General features: G+C 70.3%; 14 protein-coding genes. 9 read left to right on the forward strand and 5 right to left on the reverse strand.

Annotated elements, in window-relative coordinates; translation table 11 throughout:
- The first annotated feature begins 10 nt into the window (after positions 1–10).
- The 4 genes from ACFYP5_RS06610 (at position 11) to ybaK (ending at position 4,219) form a co-directional block, all read left to right on the forward strand.
- On the forward strand, positions 11–1,615 hold the full coding sequence (locus tag ACFYP5_RS06610) for an oxidoreductase (RefSeq protein ID WP_389031463.1): 1,605 nt from the start codon (positions 11–13) through the stop codon (positions 1,613–1,615).
- 278 nt (positions 1,616–1,893) lie between these two features.
- Complete coding sequence (locus ACFYP5_RS06615; RefSeq protein ID WP_389031466.1) at positions 1,894–2,931, forward strand: hypothetical protein; 1,038 nt, start codon at positions 1,894–1,896, stop codon at positions 2,929–2,931.
- 5 nt (positions 2,932–2,936) lie between these two features.
- Entirely contained in the window at positions 2,937–3,686 is a 750-nt protein-coding gene (locus tag ACFYP5_RS06620) for an LON peptidase substrate-binding domain-containing protein (protein WP_389031469.1), read from the forward strand.
- A 26-nt stretch (positions 3,687–3,712) separates the two neighbouring features.
- The gene (gene ybaK, locus ACFYP5_RS06625; RefSeq protein ID WP_389031472.1) at positions 3,713–4,219 is read left to right on the forward strand and encodes a Cys-tRNA(Pro) deacylase; all 507 of its coding nucleotides are present in this window, start codon (positions 3,713–3,715) and stop codon (positions 4,217–4,219) included.
- Positions 4,220–4,283: 64 nt separating this feature from the next.
- Here the strand turns inward: ybaK and ACFYP5_RS06630 are convergent, their stop codons facing one another.
- The 4 genes from ACFYP5_RS06630 to ACFYP5_RS06645 all read right to left on the reverse strand — a co-directional run bounded on the left by ACFYP5_RS06630 (position 4,284) and on the right by ACFYP5_RS06645 (position 8,238).
- Entirely contained in the window at positions 4,284–4,976 is a 693-nt protein-coding gene (locus ACFYP5_RS06630; protein WP_389031475.1) for an ABC transporter permease, read from the reverse strand.
- Positions 4,977–5,010: 34 nt separating this feature from the next.
- On the reverse strand, positions 5,011–5,853 hold the full coding sequence (locus ACFYP5_RS06635; RefSeq protein WP_389031478.1) for an ABC transporter permease: 843 nt from the start codon (positions 5,851–5,853) through the stop codon (positions 5,011–5,013).
- A 58-nt stretch (positions 5,854–5,911) separates the two neighbouring features.
- Positions 5,912–6,886: an ABC transporter ATP-binding protein gene (locus ACFYP5_RS06640; RefSeq protein ID WP_389032916.1), complete on the reverse strand. Its 975-nt coding sequence runs from the start codon at positions 6,884–6,886 to the stop codon at positions 5,912–5,914.
- A 95-nt stretch (positions 6,887–6,981) separates the two neighbouring features.
- Positions 6,982–8,238: an NYN domain-containing protein gene (locus ACFYP5_RS06645; protein ID WP_389031481.1), complete on the reverse strand. Its 1,257-nt coding sequence runs from the start codon at positions 8,236–8,238 to the stop codon at positions 6,982–6,984.
- A gap of 224 nt (positions 8,239–8,462) precedes the next feature.
- Here ACFYP5_RS06645 and ACFYP5_RS06650 point away from each other — a divergent pair, with 224 nt between their 5' ends.
- Complete coding sequence (locus ACFYP5_RS06650) at positions 8,463–8,642, forward strand: hypothetical protein (RefSeq protein ID WP_356642667.1); 180 nt, start codon at positions 8,463–8,465, stop codon at positions 8,640–8,642.
- A gap of 102 nt (positions 8,643–8,744) precedes the next feature.
- Here ACFYP5_RS06650 and dnaE read toward each other — a convergent pair whose 3' ends face one another.
- Entirely contained in the window at positions 8,745–12,281 is a 3,537-nt protein-coding gene (dnaE, locus tag ACFYP5_RS06655) for a DNA polymerase III subunit alpha (protein ID WP_389031484.1), read from the reverse strand.
- Between the two features lie 169 nt (positions 12,282–12,450).
- On the opposite strand from dnaE, the gene ACFYP5_RS06660 reads away from it, so the two are divergent.
- The 4 genes from ACFYP5_RS06660 (at position 12,451) to ACFYP5_RS06675 (ending at position 17,218) form a co-directional block, all read left to right on the forward strand.
- Positions 12,451–13,776 carry a DUF2252 domain-containing protein gene (locus ACFYP5_RS06660; RefSeq protein ID WP_389031487.1) on the forward strand — a complete coding sequence of 442 codons (1,326 nt, stop codon included), beginning with the start codon at positions 12,451–12,453 and terminating at the stop codon, positions 13,774–13,776.
- 66 nt (positions 13,777–13,842) lie between these two features.
- The gene (locus ACFYP5_RS06665; RefSeq protein ID WP_389031490.1) at positions 13,843–14,574 is read left to right on the forward strand and encodes a hypothetical protein; all 732 of its coding nucleotides are present in this window, start codon (positions 13,843–13,845) and stop codon (positions 14,572–14,574) included.
- A gap of 51 nt (positions 14,575–14,625) precedes the next feature.
- A complete protein-coding gene (locus ACFYP5_RS06670; protein WP_389031493.1) occupies positions 14,626–15,441 on the forward strand; it encodes a DsbA family protein in 816 nt (271 codons plus the stop codon).
- Positions 15,442–15,556: 115 nt separating this feature from the next.
- Entirely contained in the window at positions 15,557–17,218 is a 1,662-nt protein-coding gene (locus ACFYP5_RS06675; protein ID WP_389031496.1) for an alkaline phosphatase D family protein, read from the forward strand.
- Positions 17,219–17,388 lie beyond the last annotated feature (170 nt).

Here is a 17,388-nt window from a genome sequence, read left to right on the forward strand (position 1 = left end):
GGGGGCCCCGGTGGCCGAACCGCAGAACGGCGACATTCCGGACACTCTCACCGCGGCCGAGCTGGGCATGTGGCAGGCCTTCCGAAGCGGCAGCACCTACGATCTGCGCGCCCGCGATCCGCTCCGGGACGATCCGTTCGCGCCGACGGTCTGGGGCGCGGAACGCAGTGTGGACGCACGGGTCGTCGCCCGGCTGCTGCTGAGCGGTCCGCGGGCCCGGCCCGGGCGTGTCGCCGCACTGAAGCTCCGGGGCGTACGGATCACCGGGACGCTGGATCTCGCGGGCGGGCGCGTCGCGCCGTACGTGGAGCTGACGGGCTGCCGTCTGGAGAACGAGGTGGTGCTGCCCGAGTGCCATTTCACGACGTTACGGATGGTCGGCTGCGCGGCGCCCCGGCTGGAGGCGGCCCGGCTGCACACCGAGGGCGATCTGCATCTGCCGCGCTGCCGGATCGAGCGCGGGATCCGGCTCACCGACGCCCACATAGGCACGGATCTGCTGCTCAACCAGATCGAGCTGGGCACCGACCGGCAGGGCCGCGCCCTGGCCGGCGACGGGCTCACGGTCGCACAGGACCTGCAGGCCGAGATGGTGGAGGCACGCGGTGAGCTGAGTCTGCGCGGGGCGAAGGTCGGCGGTTCGATGAGCCTGCGCGGCAGCCGGCTGCGGGCCGGGCGCGGCGGGCGGCGCGCACTGAACGCCCCGCAGCTGACCGTGGAGCGCACGCTGTACATGACCGAGGCCTGGGTGAGCGTCGACACGGGGAACCAGGGCACCACTCCCCCGTACGGCACCGTCATGGCCCCGACCCCGGCGCACGGCACCCGTTCGCAGATCTTCGAGTGCCGCGGCGGGGTGCGGCTGGACGACGGACGGTTCGGTGACGCGGTCGATCTGCACAAGGCGCGGTTCGTGCTGGCGCCCCACGAGGAGCTGTCGCTGCGCCGGATCGTGGCTCCGGAGCTGCGGTTCAACGCGGAGCGGCCGGAGGAGGGCCGGGTCGTGCTGAACGGCGCGAAGGTCGTCACGCTGATCGACGTGTCGACCAGCTGGCCGGGGCCCGGCGGGCTCGCGATGGGCGGCTTCGTGTACGAGAACCTCGTCCCGTACGGGCACTTCCCGCTCTCCCGGCGCCTGGAGTGGGTGGCGGCGGCGACCCCCGAGTACGTTCCGGAGCCTTACGAGCGGCTGGCCGCCGTGCTCCGCAACTGCGGCGAGGACGCGGACGCCCGCGAGGTGCTGCTCGCCAAGCAGCGGCGGCGGCGCGAGACGCTGCCGCCCGCCGCGAAGCTGTGGGGGATCCTGCAGGACTGGACGGTGGCGTACGGCTACCGGCCGGGACGGGCGGCGGTGTGGATGGCGGTGCTCTGGGCGGCGGGGGCGGTGGCCTTCTCGCAGTACGACCCGGCGCCGATCAAGCGGGACGAGCACCCGGAGTGGAACGCGGCGCTGTACGCACTGGATCTGCTGGTACCCGTGATCAACCTCGGGCAGGACGGGTACTGGCGGATGGAGGACGGCTGGCAGTGGGCGTCGGCAGCCCTGGTGCTGCTCGGTTGGATCCTGGCCACCACTGTGGCGGCGGGCGCGTCCCGGCTGCTTCGCCGGGGCTGACCGGCCTCGCCGGATCCGGGCGGCACACCCGCTCCGCCCTGCCGGCCCCGACCCCTTCCGCCGCCCGGCCGGCGCACGTCCCGGCAGCCTTCGCCGGGACGCTCGAACGACCGGCCGACCGACGGCCGAAAAGACGGACACCCACCGCCGGAACAACAGGATCAAGCCAGATTCCATGAATTCCTTTACTTTTTCTTGACCGCCTTCGGGGCAACCCCTGTACTCGGCACCAAAGCTTCACAGCGCCCCTCTGGCGCTGCCCCGACCAGCGCTTTTCAATGGTCTGCACCATGTCATTCCTTCGCGCTCTGCTCCGTACCGCGCGCATGATCCGGCACTCGCCGCGGCTGTCCACGGGACTGCCGGCGGACGATGCGGTGCTGCTCGACGCGCCGGACGAAAGGCTCTCCCCGGCCCTCGTAGCCGCGGCCCTCGGCGAGTACGAGCCGGCCGCCAAACTCCTCGCCACCACACGGGAAGCGGCCGAGTGGGAGAACCGGGACCGCTACCTCAGCCGGCTCGTCACCTTCGCCCGCAACCGTGACGGCTGGCTGAACGACTGGCTCGCCGCCGCTCCGCACGACCCGGACGCCCTGCTCGTCAAGGCCGAGCTGGCGGTCCGCCGGGCCTGGGAGTCGCCCGCCCGCGCGGAGCGGCTGCGCGACGTGGGCCCGCTGATCACCGCGGCGGCGGAGAGCGATCCGCGCGACCCGGTGCCCTGGCGGCTCGCCCTGGACCACGCGCGCGGCACGCATGCCTCGCACACCACCTTCGAGGCGCTGTGGGAGCAGGCGATCCGGCGCTCCTCGCACCACTACGGCTGCCATGTCGCGGCGCTGCAGTACCTCTCCGCCGCCTGGTACGGCTCGCACCGCGAATGCTTCGACTTCGCGGAACGGGCCGCCGAGGACTCGCTGCCCAGCTCGCTGGTGCAGGCGCTGCCGGTGCGGGCCGCGTTCGCGCTGCTGATCGCCGGTCCGGACGTGAAGACGACATCGGTGCTGGAGGAGCGGATCGACACGGCCGCCGATCTGGCGATCACGCTCTCCGCCGCGTTCGAGCCGGGCGATCCCTGGCCGGCCGAGGTCCGCAATCTGCTCGCGTACGTACTGGTCGTGCGGGGCCGGTGGGACGAGGCACTGGAACAATTCCGGCTGATCGGACCCCATGCGACGTCGTTCCCGTGGTCGTCGGTGTCCGACGATCCGCTCGGCCAGTTCCTCGATGCGCGGGACGGGGCGCGGCTCCAGGTGGCCTCCGCGACGCCCTTGTGGAACCGGGCCGGACACAGCCGGTCGCACGGCCATTACGCTTGACCGTTGTGACCACCGCTCGTCTGCCCCTCTTCCCGCTGAACGCAGTGCTGTTCCCCGGCCTTGTGCTGCCGCTCAACGTCTTCGAGGAGCGCTATCGCGCCATGATGCGTGAGCTGCTGAAGACCGATGAGGACGAACCGCGCCGCTTCGCCGTGGTCGCCATCCGCGACGGCCGCGAGACCGCCCCGACAGCCGTCGGCATGCCGGACACCGCCATGGCGCCCGCCGCCACCGAGCGCGGCCCCTCGGACGGCTTCGGCCCCGACCCGGTGCAGACCTTCCACCGGGTCGGCTGTATCGCCGACGCGGCGAAGATCCGGGAGCGGACAGACGGCAGCTTCGAGGTCCTGGCGACCGGCACGACCCGGGTCAAGCTGCTCTCGGTCGACGCGAGCGGCCCGTATCTGACGGCCGAACTCGAAGAGCTCGACGAAGACCCCGGCGAGGAGGCCGGTGCGCTCGCCGAGGGCGTGCTGCGGGCGTTCCGCAGCTACCAGAAGCGGCTGGCCGGAGCGAGCGAACGCTCGCTGACGACGGGCGCGGACCTGCCTGACGATCCGTCGGTCGTCTCCTATCTGGTGGCCGCCGCGGCCGTCCTGGACATCCCCACCAAGCAGCGGCTGCTGCAGGCACCGGACACGGCGACACGGCTACGTGAAGAGCTGACGCTGCTGCGTTCCGAGACGGCGGTCATCCGCCATCTGCCGTCGCTGCCCGCGGTGGACCTGACCAGGGCCCCCACCCACCCCAACTGACCTCCACCACCCGAGGACCCTGCCCCGTGGCGAAGAAGTCGAAGAAGCAGCAGTCCGGCTCCGGCGGTACCCCGGCGACGGTCGCGCTGACCGCGGCGGGCACGCCGTTCACCACCCATGCGTACGACCACGACCCGGCCTCCCCCTCCTACGGCGAGGAGGCCGCCGAGGCGCTCGGTGTGTCCCCGGACCGCGTGTTCAAGACGCTGGTGGCCGACGTTGACGGCAACCTCACCGTGGCGGTCGTCCCGGTGGCCGGCTCCCTGGACCTGAAGGCCCTCGCCTCGGCGGTCGGCGGCAAGCGGGCAGCGATGGCGGACCCGGCGGCGGCGGAACGTACGACGGGCTACGTTCGGGGCGGTATCTCACCCCTGGGCCAGCGCAAGCCGCTGCCCACGGTGCTGGACGCGTCGGCACGGACCCACGAGACGATCTGCGTATCGGCCGGCCGCCGCGGCCTGGAGGTCGAACTGTCCCCGGCCGATCTGGCATCGCTGACGGGGGCGCTGTTCGCGCCGATCGGCCGGTCGTAGGCGCCCTTACGAGCCCGCCCGGCACCGTCGGGCCGGGCGGGAGAAGGCTGCGCGCAGGCGGCCCCTACGGCTTCGTGGGAGGCCCCGGCGTCGCGTTCGTGGGAGGCCCCGGCGTAGCGCCGGGCGTCTGCGCCCCCCAGCTCCCCCACTCCGGCTCCGGATCCCGCGGCCCGAACAACGCCGTCAGCGCCAGGTGCACGACCATCGCCGCCAGCGCCCAGGCCAGCAGCGCCCCCTTCGCATGGAGCTCGAGCGGCGCGTCGAACACCACGCCCTTGCCGACCTCCCGCGCGTGCGCGACCACATCCCGCCCGGGCCCGAACCAGACGCCGACCCCCCAGGCGACCAGCGACCCGAGCAGCCCGCCCAGGGCGAGGCCGGCCACGGGCGCGATCCCGCCCCGCCGGAAGAACCAGAAGACGAGCGCCGCGGCCACCGCACCGAAAGCGAGCGCAAGCAGCACGAACGTGCCGTCGGCCCCGATCGCCTGCTCGCCCTCGCTGTCGCTGAGGAAGACCGCCTGGTTGTCGGAGACCAGCGGGACACGCGGCGCCAGCCACAGCCACAGCAGTCCGAGCGCGACGCCGGCCACCGTCATCAGGACGGTGATCAGGGCTGCCCGCCGCAGGTCCCCCCGAAGGTCGTGCTCCTCCTGCGACTCGAGGAGCATCCCGGGGTGGGAGCCACCGCCCTTCGGCGGAATCTGCCAGGGGTCGTTGGGCGAGGGCCGGTGGGGCGGCGTCAGAGGTGCGGTCACCTTGCCATCGTGCCAGGCGTCCCTGTGTCGTGCCTCACCGGACTGCTGCCCTGCGGTACGCCCAGGTCGCCACGGCCAGCGAGAGAACGCCGACGACCGCGCAGACGCCGAGATCGAGGGCGATGACCGGCCAGTCGGGATGGACGCCGAACGACCGGGACAGGGCCTCCACCCCGTACGTCGAAGGCAGCAGATCGCGGGCCCAGCCGATCGGCGCGGGCATCCGGCCGGCGGGCAGCACCCCGAGCAGCAGCGCCGCCGACATGCCCAGCTGCCCGAGCAGCGTGGCCAGCTCCTGCCGGGGTGCGAGCAGTCCGAGTGCGGCACCGAGCCCGGAGAGCGCGGCCCCGGAGAGCGGGATGACGGCGACCAGCACCCACAGGTGGGTCATCGGCAACTGGAAGAGCACGCTCCCGGTGACCGCGGTGACGATCGTGCCGGGCACGGTGAAGGAGGCGTACGCCCCGGCCGCACCGAGCACCACCGCGGCGGGCGGCACCGGCAGGGTGGCGTAGTGGTCGAGCCCGCCGCTGGCCCGCAGCTGCCCGAAGTACTGGGCGAGCAGGTTGAGCGCGACGAAGGCGACGACGAGGACGCTGGATCCGGCGACCACGGCCCGTGCCTCCGAACCGCCGTCGACGACCCCGCGCATCAGGATCATGATCCCGATGGACTGGAAGGTCGCCACGAAGAGCAGCGGTATCCGGGCGACCCTGGCCCGGGACAGCTGGGCGCGGTAGACGGCGGCGAGGGAGGGGAACAGCTTGGCGCGCGGTGCGAGCCGCGCGACAACGGCGCCCGCGCCGACCCCGGCAGGGGAAACCCCTCCGGTCACCGGCTCGGCACCGGCCACCTCCGCGGGAACGATGCTCGTCACCTGGCGCTGCTCCTGTTCGGTCCTTGCCCGGCCCTGTATCCGTCGCCGATCACGCCGGTCACGCCTTCACCAGCCCCTGTGTCGTGTTCCCGCCGAGCGCCAGATAGACATCTTCCAGGCTCGGCGTCGCCAGCGTGAAGTCGTCCAGTGCGGCGAACGCCGCCCCGCCCGTCACCGCCGCGACCGCCGCCCGCGCCTCGTCCGGCCCGAGCCGCAGCACCCAGCGGCGCCCGGACTCCTGGGCCAGGGCGCGCAGAGCGGCCACTTCGGGTACGTCCAGGGGCGCGCGTTCACGCCAGACGAGCTCGACCCGGACCTCGCCGGCGACGCGCTCCTTGAGCCCGGTCGGGGTGTCGCAGGCGATGACCTTGCCGCGCTCGATGACGGCGACCCGGTCGAGGACGGTCTCCGCCTCGATCACGTTGTGCGTGACCAGCAGCACCGTCACACCGCGCTCGGCGCGCCGCCGGTCGACGGCGGCCCAGACCGCGCGCCGGGCGACGGGGTCCATCCCGGTCGTCGGCTCGTCGAGGACGAGCACCGGGCGCTCCCCGACCAGCGCCGCCGCAAAGCAGGCGAGCCGCCGCTGACCGCCGGAGAGCTTCTTCAGGGGGCGCGTGGCGATGTCGGTGAGGCCGAGTTCGTCGAGCACGGCGTCGCGTGCGGCGCGGGCGTCACGTACCGCGAGTCCGCGCAGCCGGCCGGTGGTCTCGGCGGCGAGCGAGACGGTCAGCTCGTCGAGTGCGGTGGACTCCTGCCCGAGGTAGCCGACCAGCCGGGAGGCCCGCTCGGGGTGGCGTACGAGGTCGTGGCCGAGCATCTCGACGCTGCCGGAATCGGGCCGCATCAGCCCGGTGAGCTGACGGACGAGAGTGGACTTCCCGGCTCCGTTGGGCCCGAGCAGTCCGAAGATCTCGCCGCGCCGGACGTCGAGGCTGATCCCGTCGGTGGCGCGCACCTCAGGGGTGGCGGGTGCGCCGCGGCGGCCGCGGGCGGCGGGATAGGTCTTGACCAGATCACGCACCGCGCACACGGTCCCGGTCGCCGGCTGCGCCTGTGCTGTGCCCGTACTCACGAGGTATGAGGGTACGGGGTCGGATGCCCCGTATTGCGCCCGGGGCTGCCGGACTACTCCGCCGCGGGGGCGTGTTCGGCCGCCGCGCGCACGTCGATCTCGCGCCAGAAACCGGCCCGGATCGCGTACCGGTCGTGTTCGTCGATCTGGTCGTCCTTGTGCGCGAGCAGCCCGAACCGTGCCGCGTACCGCAGCAGCTCGCCGTCGATGCGGTGCGGGATACGTGGGTACATGGTCGACAGTTTCTGCAGATGGACGGTCTCGGGCAGCCGTTCCATCCAGCGCCGGGCAAAGACCTGGCCCACCTCGAAGGGGTCGCCGCCGACGGTGGTGATGTCCTCCTCGCGGTCCGCCCAGCGCTGCTCGGCGGAAGTGAGCTGGGCGAGGGTGGGCAGCGACGCGGTCTCGGCGGGTTCGCCGAGCTGGCCACCGCGCTCCATCCAGCCCTTTTCGGAAGACCAGCGCAGGGTGGCACTCGCCGGGGGCGGGGCGGCGTGGCCCGGCAGGGCGCCGGGGCCGCGGAGGCTGCCCGCCAGGTCCTTCGGGGTGGGGACGCCCCTGCCGCCATGCGCGGCCGGGGCGTGCGCGGCGTCGTTGACGACCGGCTCCGCCGCGCCGTTGCGGGCGGCGGCCGCCTGGGCCTCCGAGGCCCGCTCGGCGGAGGCTGCGAGGGCCGCCTCGGGCAGCGGCGCGGAGAGGATCGCGGCGATCTCGGGACGGGGGGCGGGCGGTGGGGCGCAGCTGCCGCCGTTATCCTTCGCCCGTACGGCCTGGGTGATCCAGGCCCGGTCGAGCACCCGGCGTTCGTCGGCTTCGGCGACCAGGTCCTCGGACTGGTTGTAGTCGCCGTCGGCGGCCTGGACGGCCCACAGATGGACGGCGACGCCGTGTTCCTTGGCGGACATGAGGCCGGGCAGCAGATCGCCGTCGCCGGTCACCAGGACCACATCGGAGCAAGCGCGGTTTCTGGCCAGTTCGGTGAGTTCGGCGTGCATCGCGGCGTCGACGCCCTTCTGCGCCCACCTTCCGTCACTGCGGGTGAGCGCCCCCAGCCTCACGGTCACCCGGGGCATGACCCGCAGCCTGCGATGTTCGGGCTGCGGTACGCGGTCGGGGGCGCCGTCGAACCAGTAGATCCGCAGCAGCGGCTGCGCCGTATCGGCCTCGGCTCGCTCACGCAGGCCCTGGATCAGCGCCGCGTGGTCGACGGTGATGCGGGAACGGGCGGGCTCTCCGGCCAGCAGACTCGCGGCTGCTCCCAGCAGATAGCCGGCGTCCACCAGGACGACGCAACGGTCCACGCGTTCCACCCTCTTCCAGAAATCGGGAACGGGTTCTGCTCAGGGTTTCCTTCGAGTCTGCCCGACGGCAAGAGGCTTGACGGCCGGAACTCGATCATCGGCGTGGCGGATCGGTAAATCCGCGCATGATACCCCCTTTACTACGCACGGTAATGATCCAACATGCGGGCTATATCCTGATATGTGAGTCTGACAGCGGTCCTGGCCCCGAGATTCCGCACAGGAGGAACACCATGGCCAAGAACAAGAACCGCAAGCAGAGCAGCCAGCAGGACCGCGCGTCCGCCGCGGAGCGCGGTGCGGAGGAGGCGAAGTCGACGGCTTACGAGTCGCAGATGAAGCCTCAGTCGCAGGCCCAGGGCAGCCCTGCTGATGTTGCCCGTAAGCACCAGCGGCGATTCGGCCACAACTGACCTGTTTTCTCCCGGCCCGGCCTGCAGCCGGTAACCGGAGAGGGGCGCTCCCGCTCTCGCGGGGCGCCCCTCCTGTGTGTGCAGTGCGTGTGCGGTGGTCGCTCAGCCGGCCAGACAGGACGGGCCGAGCAGCACCTTCAGGTCGCCGAAGAGCGCCGGGTCCGGCTGGACCCGGTGCCGGTCGAGCCGGAGGACGGTGGTCTTCCGGGGGCCCTGGAGCTTGATCCGCACCTCGGTGTTGCCGCGGTGGTTGCTGAGCACCTCGCCGAGGCGGGCGACCATCGGCGGCGTGATCTTGACCGTCGGGATGGTGAGCACCACCGGTGCGTTGGTCCCCGCGGACGAGAGGTCGGGGACCTGCATCTCCATCGCGACCAGCCGCGGGATGTCCTCGCGCTTGTCGAGCCGCCCCTTGACGAAGACGACGGTGTCCTCGACGAGTTGGGTGGAGACCAGCTGGTACGTGGCGGGGAAGAACATGCACTCGATGGAACCGGCGAGGTCCTCGACGGTGGCGATGGCCCAGGCGTTGCCCTGCTTGGTCATCTTGCGCTGCAGCCCGGAGATGATGCCGCCGATGGTGACGATCGCGCCGTCGCCGTGCTCGCCGCCGGTCAGCTGGGAGATCGCCGCGTCGGACTTGTCGGACAGGACGTGCTCGATGCCGAAGAGGGGGTGGTCGGAGACGTACAGCCCGAGCATCTCGCGCTCCTGGGCCAGCAGATACGACTTCTCCCACTCGACGTCGGAGAACTCGACGTCGAGCCCGAAGCCCGGCTCGTCGCTGTCCTCGTCGCCGCCACCGAAGAGGTCGAACTGTCCCTCGGCCTCCTTGCGCTTGACCTGCACCACGTTGTCGATCATCGGCTCGTGGTGGGCGACGAGGCCCTTGCGCGTGTGGCCCATCTCGTCGAAGGCGCCGGCCTTGATCAGTGATTCGACGGTCCGCTTGTTGCAGACGACCGCTTCGACCTTGTCGAGGAAGTCGGGGAAGGTGCTGTACTTCCCCTTCGCCTTGCGGCACCGGATGATCGAGTCGACGACGTTCTGCCCGACGTTACGGATGGCCGTCAGCCCGAAGAGGATGACGTCGTCGCCCTGTGCGGCGAAGTTCGACTCGGACTCGTTGACGTTCGGCGGGAGCACCTTGATGCCCATCCGGCGGCACTCGTTGAGGTAGACCGCGGACTTGTCCTTGTCGTCCTTGACCGAGGTCAGCAGCGCCGCCATGTACTCGGCGGGATAGTTCGCCTTGAGGTACGCCGTCCAGTAGGTGACCAGGCCGTACGCGGAGGAGTGCGCCTTGTTGAACGCGTACCCGGCGAACGGGACCAGCACGTCCCACAGGGCCTGGATCGCCGCGTCGGAGAAGCCGTTCTTCTTCGCGCCCGCCTGGAAGAGCACGAAGTTCTTCGCCAGCTCGTCGGCCTTCTTCTTGCCCATCACGCGGCGCAGGATGTCGGCCTCGCCGAGCGAGTACCCGGCGACGATCTGGGCGGCCTTCTGCACCTGCTCCTGGTAGACGATCAGGCCGTAGGTCAGGCCGAGCGTCTCCTTGAGCGGCTCCTCCAGCTCCGGGTGGATCGGGGTGATCTCCTGGCGGCCGTTCTTGCGCTCGGCGTAGTTCGTGTGCGAGTTCATGCCCATCGGGCCCGGCCGGTACAGGGCCGAGACGGCGGAGATGTCCTCGAAGTTGTCGGGCTGCATCTGGCGCAGCAGGGAGCGCATCGGACCGCCGTCGAACTGGAAGACGCCGAGCGTGTCACCGCGGCACAGCAGCTCGTAGGTCTTGGGGTCGTCCAGCGGGACGGAGAGCAACTCCAGCTTGATGCCCTTGTTGGCCTCCACCATCTTGACGGCGTCATCCATGATGGTGAGGTTGCGCAGGCCGAGGAAGTCCATCTTCAGCAGGCCGAGCGACTCGCACTGCGGGTAGTCCCACTGCGTGATGGTGACGCCGTCGGTGTGCCGCACCCAGACCGGGGCGTGGTCGACGATGGGCTCGCTGGACATGATGACGCCTGCGGCGTGCACGCCCATCTGCCGGACCAGTCCCTCGACGCCCTTCGCGGTGTCGATGACCTTCTTGACGTCCGGCTCGCTCTCGTACATCCCCCGGATCTCGCCCGCCTCGCTGTAGCGAGGGTGCTTGGGGTCGGTGATCCCGGAGAGGTCGATGCCCTTGCCGAGGACGTCGGCGGGCATGGCCTTGGTGAGCCTGTCACCCATCGCGTACGGGTAGCCGAGGACCCGGGCGGAGTCCTTGATCGCGTTCTTGGCCTTGATCTTGCCGTACGTGCCGATCATGGCGACCTTGTCGGCGCCGTACTTCTCCGTCACGTACCTGATCACTTCGACGCGCCGGCGCTCGTCGAAGTCGATGTCGACATCGGGCATGGAGACACGCTCGGGGTTGAGGAACCGCTCGAAGATCAGCCCGTGCTCGATCGGGTCGAGGTCGGTGATCCCCATCGCGTACGCGACGATCGAGCCGGCCGCGGAGCCACGGCCGGGGCCCACCGCGATGCCGTTGTTCTTGGCCCACATGATGAAGTCGGCGACGACGAGGAAGTACCCCGGGAACCCCATCTGGATGATGACGTCCATCTCGTACTCGGCCTGCTTCTGCCGGTCCTCGGGGACACCGCCGGGGTAGCGGCGGTTCATGCCGACCCGGACCTCTTCCTGGAACCAGGTGATCTCGGTGAAGCCGTCCGGGATGTCGAACTTCGGCATCAGGTCGCGCTTCTCGAACATCCCGGTGGTGTCGATCTGCTCGGCGACCAGCAGGGTGTTCGCGCACCCCTGCTGCCAGGCGTCGGAGGAGTCGACGGCGTACATCTCGTCCGTCGTCTTCAGGTAGTAGCCCGTGCCGTCGAACCGGAAGCGGTCCGGGTCGGAGAGGTTCTTGCCGGTCTGGATGCAGAGCAGCGCGTCGTGCGCGGAGGCCTCGCTGGCGTACGTGTAGTGCGAGTCGTTCGTCACGAGCGGCGGGATGTTCAGCTTCTTGCCGATTTCGAGGAGTCCGTCACGGACCCGGCGCTCGATCTCGATGCCGTGGTCCATGAGCTCCAGGAAGTACTTGCCCTCGCCGAAGATGTCCTTGTAGTCGGAGGCCGCCTGGACCGCCTCGTCGAACTGGCCGAGCCGCAGCCGCGTCTGCACCTCGCCGGACGGGCAGCCGGTGGACGCGATCAGGCCCTCGGACCACTGGGAGATGGTCTCCTTGTCCATCCGCGGCCACTTCTGCAGCCAGCCCTCGGCGTACGCGTCCGAGGAGAGCCGGAAGAGATTGTGCAGACCCGTCCTGTTCGACGCCCAGATCGTCTTGTGGGTGTAACCACCGGAACCCGAGACGTCGTCGCGCTTCTGGTGCGGCTGGCCCCACTGGATCTTCCGCTTGTGCTTGCGCGACTCCGGGGCGACGTACGCCTCGATGCCGATGATCGGCGTCACCTCGGCCTTCTTCGCCTGATGGAAGAAGTCGTACGCCCCGTGCAGGTTGCCGTGGTCCGTCATCGCGATGTGCGACATGCCCATTTCGTTGCAGGCAGCGAACATGTCCTTGAGCCGCGCGGCACCGTCCAGCAGCGAGTACTGGGTGTGGACGTGGAGGTGCGTAAAAGGCGGCTTGGTCACGGCGTCGGGCCTCCGGGGAAACAAGCAATGACGGACTGGGGGGACAGCGTGGAAGTCTACGTCTCCGGACTGACAGCCGAGGGGCACTCCCGAGTACCGTCACGCGTTGAGAGGACGGAGACGACCGTCCCATTTGTCATGAACGCCAGGTACCAGGAGGCACCCAGAAATGTCGGAAGCGCAGACCGGCGCAGCGCAGCGCGGGGAGCAGATTCTCGAGGTTTTCGACACCGCTTTCGGCCAGCTCCTGGCCGCGGACCCGGCGGCCTTCCGGGTCAAGTTCCGCAAGATGGCGGGCTCGGCGTTCGCCTTCTACCGGGGCACGGCGTGCCTGTTCTACAACGACCTGGAGCGGGAGCGGCACGGCGGCCCGTACCTGGACGACCGGACCGGCCGGGTGTGGATCCACGGTGATCTGCACGCCGAGAACTTCGGCACGTACATGGATGCCAACGGCCGGCTGATCTTCAACGTGAACGACTTCGACGAGGCGTACGTCGGCCCGTTCACCTGGGACCTCAAGCGGTTCGCCGCCTCCGTCGCCCTGATCGGGTACGCGAAGGCGCTGGGCGACGACCAGATCAGCGAGCTCGTCCGGGTCTACGCGGCGGCCTACCGCGAGCGGATCCACGCGCTCGCAACAGGCGCGAAGAACGACGAGGTACCCCCGTTCACGCTGGACACCGCCGAGGGCCCGCTGCTGGGCGCGCTGCGCGACGCCCGGTCGCTGACCCGGTTCTCGCTGCTCGACTCGATGACGGAGATCCGGGACTTCGAGCGCCGGTTCGCGGCGGGCGGCGGCGCGATCGATCTGGACGCGGCGACGCGCTACAAGGTGCTGGCCGCGTTCGACGGCTATCTGGAGACGCTGCCCGAGTCCAGCCTGACCCGGCCCGACTCGTACCGGGTGAAGGACGTCGTCGGCCGTCGCGGCATCGGAATCGGCTCGGCCGGCCTGCCCTCGTACAACATCCTTCTGGAGGGCAACAGCGACGCCCTGGAGAACGATGTGGTGATCTACATCAAGCAGGCGCAGACGCCGGCGGTCTCCCGGCACATCACCGACGCGGCCGTGCGCGACTACTTCCAGCACGAAGGGCACCGCACGGTCATCTCGCAGCGTGCCCTGCAGGCCCACGCCGACCCGTGGCTCGGCTGGACCGAGCTGGACGGCTCCGGGCAACTGGTCGCCGAGGTCTCGCCGTACGCGGTCGATCTGGACTGGTCCGACATCGACGAGCCGGAGGAGATCGCGGCGGTCATCGCCGACCTCGGCCGGGCGACGGCGACGATGCACTCCGCGGCGGACGACGAGAGCGGCCACTCGCTGGTGCCGTTCTCCACGGAGCGGGCGATCGACGCGGCGATCGCGGCGGACGAGGACGGCTTCGCCGCGCTGCTGGTGGACTTCGCGCACAGCTACGGGGCCCGGGCTCGCGCCGACCACCAGATCTTCGTGGACCTCTTCCGCAACGGCCGCATCCCGGGGCTGTGAGCCTCCTCACCGAGCGGCGCCCCCTTTAGGGGTCGCTTACAGGTTCACATGGCACACTCTCGGGCGATGGACATATCAGGGACGCAGCTCAGAGTCGTTCGCGCGGCGCTTTTCACAGCGCTCGTCGTGACGCTCTCCACTGCGTCCCATGTGCTGCTCTCCCAGGTCCCGCTGCCTCTGACGGTCGTCGGCGCACTGGCCGGCCTGGTCTTCGCCGTGGCGTACGCGCTGGCCGGCCGGGAGCGCGGCTTCGGTGCGATCGCCGGACTGCTGGTGCCGCTGGAGCTGACCGCCGACACCGTCTTCACCACCGGCCAGCACCTCTGTTATGGCGCGGCGGGCGGCCCGATCGCAGGCCCGTTGCGTTCGGTCGGCGTGGACGTCCTGTGCGGTGGCGGCGATGTCGGTACCGGGTCCGCGCAGCTCGGCCGCGTCGGCGCGGTGGGCACCCCGCTGGCCTCGGTGACCGGACCCGGGCACGGGGCGGCCGCCCTGCTGGCCTCCCCGGGTCCCGCCGTGCCGTGGCTTCTGCTGGCCGCCCATGTGACGGTCGGTCTGCTGGCCGCGGCCTGGCTGAGGCGCGGCGAGTCCGCGCTCGCGGGTCTGCTGCGGGCGGTCGCCGCCACGGCGTTCCGTCCGCTGCTGATCGCCGTCGCCGTGGTCGGCACGGCCCGCCGCTCCGTGCGCCGCGCGGCTCGGCCGGCGCCGTACGGCCCGCACCTCCTCGCGCACGCCCGTCTCCTCGTGCACTCCGTGGGACGGAGGGGACCGCCGCGCTCGGCCTACGCCATCGCCTGAGCACGCGAGTCCCTGACGACGTACGCCCCACACACCACGGAGAGAACAACCATGAGCAAGCGCAACAGCCAGGCCAACAAGGCAGCCGCCCGTGAGCGGCTGCGCGCCGAGCGCGAGCGCCAGGCCAAGAAGGACAAGGTCCGCAAGCAGGTCGTCGTCGGCCTCTCGGTCGTCGCCGTGCTGGCGGTGGCCGGCGGCGTCGGCTACGGCGTGATGCAGCTGAACAAGCCCTCCCACTGGGAGGCGGCCAAGGACGCGAAGAACGTCACCGCGCCGAAGAACACGTCGGGTACCGACGGCACGACCGTCGTCGTCGGCAAGTCGACGGCGAAGAAGACCCTCGAACTGTACGAGGACTCCCGCTGCCCGATCTGCGCCCAGTTCGAGCAGACCGTCGGTGAGACGGTCCACAAGGACGTCGACGCCGGCAAGTACAAGATCAAGTACATCGGTGCGACGTTCATCGACAACAGCGACAACGGTGAAGGTTCGAAGAACGCGCTCAGCGCGCTGGGTGCGGCCCTCGACATCAGCCCTCAGGCGTTCCTCGACTACAAGTACGCGCTCTACTCCGCGAAGTACCACCCGGAGGAGGCCGACGACAAGTTCGCCAAGGACTCGTACCTCATCGAGGTCGCGAACACCGTGCCCGAGCTGAAGGACAACAAGGCGTTCCAGAAGGACGTCAACGACGGTACGTACGACAACTGGGCGATGAAGATGTCCCAGACGTTCGACAAGAGCGGCGTCCAGGGCACCCCGACGCTGAAGATGGACGGCAAGACGCTCACCGGCGAGGGCACCAAGAACGCCCCCATGACCGTCGCCGACTTCAACACCGCGATCACCGGCGCCCTGAAGGGCTGAGACCGACCCCCCATGTGCCCGGAGGTCCAACTCCGGGCAGCGGGACCCCGACGGGCAGGCGAACTTCCTTTGTTCGCCTGCCCGTTCGGCGTACTCGTGAGTAGGGTTCTGCTCCGTGACCAGTCGACACCTTTCTTCGTCCCTCTCCGCTCCCAGCCGCCGCACGCTCGTGAAGGCCGCTGCCGCCACCGCCGTCGTCGCCCCCGTGCTCGGCGCCGCCACCAGCGCCCGCGCCGCCGACGGGCCCGCCTTCCTGCACGGCGTCGCCTCCGGCGACCCGCTGCCCGACGGCATCCTCCTGTGGACCCGCGTCACCCCCACCCCCGACGCCGTGCCCGGCTCCGGCCGCGGCGCCGACACGGCGGTGCGGTGGGAGGTCGCCGAGGACAAGGAGTTCACCCGGATCGTCGCGCAGGGCTCCACCCTCGCGAGGGCCGCGTCCGACCACACCGTCAAGGCCGACGTCCGGGGCCTGGCCCCGGCATCCACGTACTGGTTCCGCTTCTCGGCGGGCGACGGCGGGGCTGTACGGTCCCCGGCCGGCCGCACCCGTACGGCTCCGGCGCCCGGAGCGGCCACCCCGGGAGTGCGCTTCGGGGTGGTGTCGTGCGCCAACTGGGAGTCCGGCTACTTCTCCCCGTACCGCCATCTCGCCGCCCGCGCCGATCTCGACGCCGTCCTCCATCTCGGCGACTACATATACGAGTACGCGTCGGGCAGTTACCCGGAAGCGAAGTACGTCGTACGGCCGCACGAGCCGAGGAACGAGATCCTCACCCTCGCCGACTACCGGACCCGGCACGGCCACTACAAGACGGACGCCGATCTGCAGACCCTGCATGCCACGCATCCGGTGATCGCGATCTGGGACGACCACGAGTTCGCCAACGACGCCTGGTCGGGCGGGGCCGAGAACCACACGCCGGGGACGGAGGGCTCCTGGGCCGACCGGGCGGCCGGCGCCAAGCAGGCGTACTTCGAGTGGATGCCGGTCCGCGCATCCACCGAGGGCACCGTCTACCGGCGGCTGCGCTTCGGCAACCTGGCCGATCTCCACCTCCTGGATCTGCGCACCTTCCGCTCCCAGCAGTCGACGATCGGCAACGGTTCGGTCGACGACCCGGAACGCACGATCACCGGCCGGGCGCAACTGGACTGGCTGAAGTCGGGCCTGGCCGGTTCGGACGCCACCTGGAAGCTGGTCGGCACATCGGTGATGATCTCGCCGGTCGCGTTCGGCTCCGTACCCGCGCACCTGCTGGAGCCGCTGGCGGGGTTGCTGGGTCTGCCCAAGGAGGGGCTCGCGGTCAACGTCGATCAGTGGGACGGATACACGGACGACCGCAAGGAGCTGATCACGCATCTGCGGGACCGGTCGATCACCAACACGGTCTTCCTGACCGGCGACATCCACATGGCGTGGGCCAACGACGTACCGGTGAAGGCCGCGACGTACCCGCTCTCGGCGTCGGCCGCCACGGAGTTCGTGGTGACGTCGGTGACCTCGGACAACCTCGACGACATCCTGCATGTCGCACCGCAGACGGTCTCCGTGCTCGCCGCGGCCGCGGTCAGGGCCGCCAACCGCCATGTGAAGTGGGTGGACATGGACTCGCACGGCTACGGCGTCCTCGATGTGACCGCCGAGCGCTCGCAGATGGACTACTACGTGGTCTCCGACAAGACGAGGCAGGACGCGACCGCGGCCTGGACGCGTTCGTACCGGACGCTCAGCGGCACCCAGAAGGTCGAGCGGGTGGACCGCCCGGTGCGCTGAACGTCCATTTCCAGCCATGCCGGACCATGTTGACGGCGCATTACATCGCTACGGCGGGTGGCGCGTTCCCTTGCTTCAATGGGGACACACCACCCGCCGGGGTAACACGCGACGTTACGTCCACATCTCAAACTCTGGAACGCACAGAAATATTTCTTCCCCTATCCCCG

Origin of the sequence: Streptomyces sp. NPDC005262 (assembly GCF_042872425.1) — a bacterium.
Classification (GTDB): Bacteria; Actinomycetota; Actinomycetes; order Streptomycetales; family Streptomycetaceae; genus Streptomyces.

Coding starts and splice junctions, on each gene's coding strand:
- ACFYP5_RS06650 (WP_356642667.1), top strand. CDS start 8,463: ATGGCCAAGAACAAGAACCGCAAGCAGAGCAGCCAGCAGGACCGCGCG.
- ACFYP5_RS06665 (WP_389031490.1), top strand. CDS start 13,843: ATGGACATATCAGGGACGCAGCTCAGAGTCGTTCGCGCGGCGCTTTTC.
- ACFYP5_RS06615 (WP_389031466.1), top strand. CDS start 1,894: ATGGTCTGCACCATGTCATTCCTTCGCGCTCTGCTCCGTACCGCGCGC.
- ACFYP5_RS06670 (WP_389031493.1), top strand. CDS start 14,626: ATGAGCAAGCGCAACAGCCAGGCCAACAAGGCAGCCGCCCGTGAGCGG.
- ACFYP5_RS06660 (WP_389031487.1), top strand. CDS start 12,451: ATGTCGGAAGCGCAGACCGGCGCAGCGCAGCGCGGGGAGCAGATTCTC.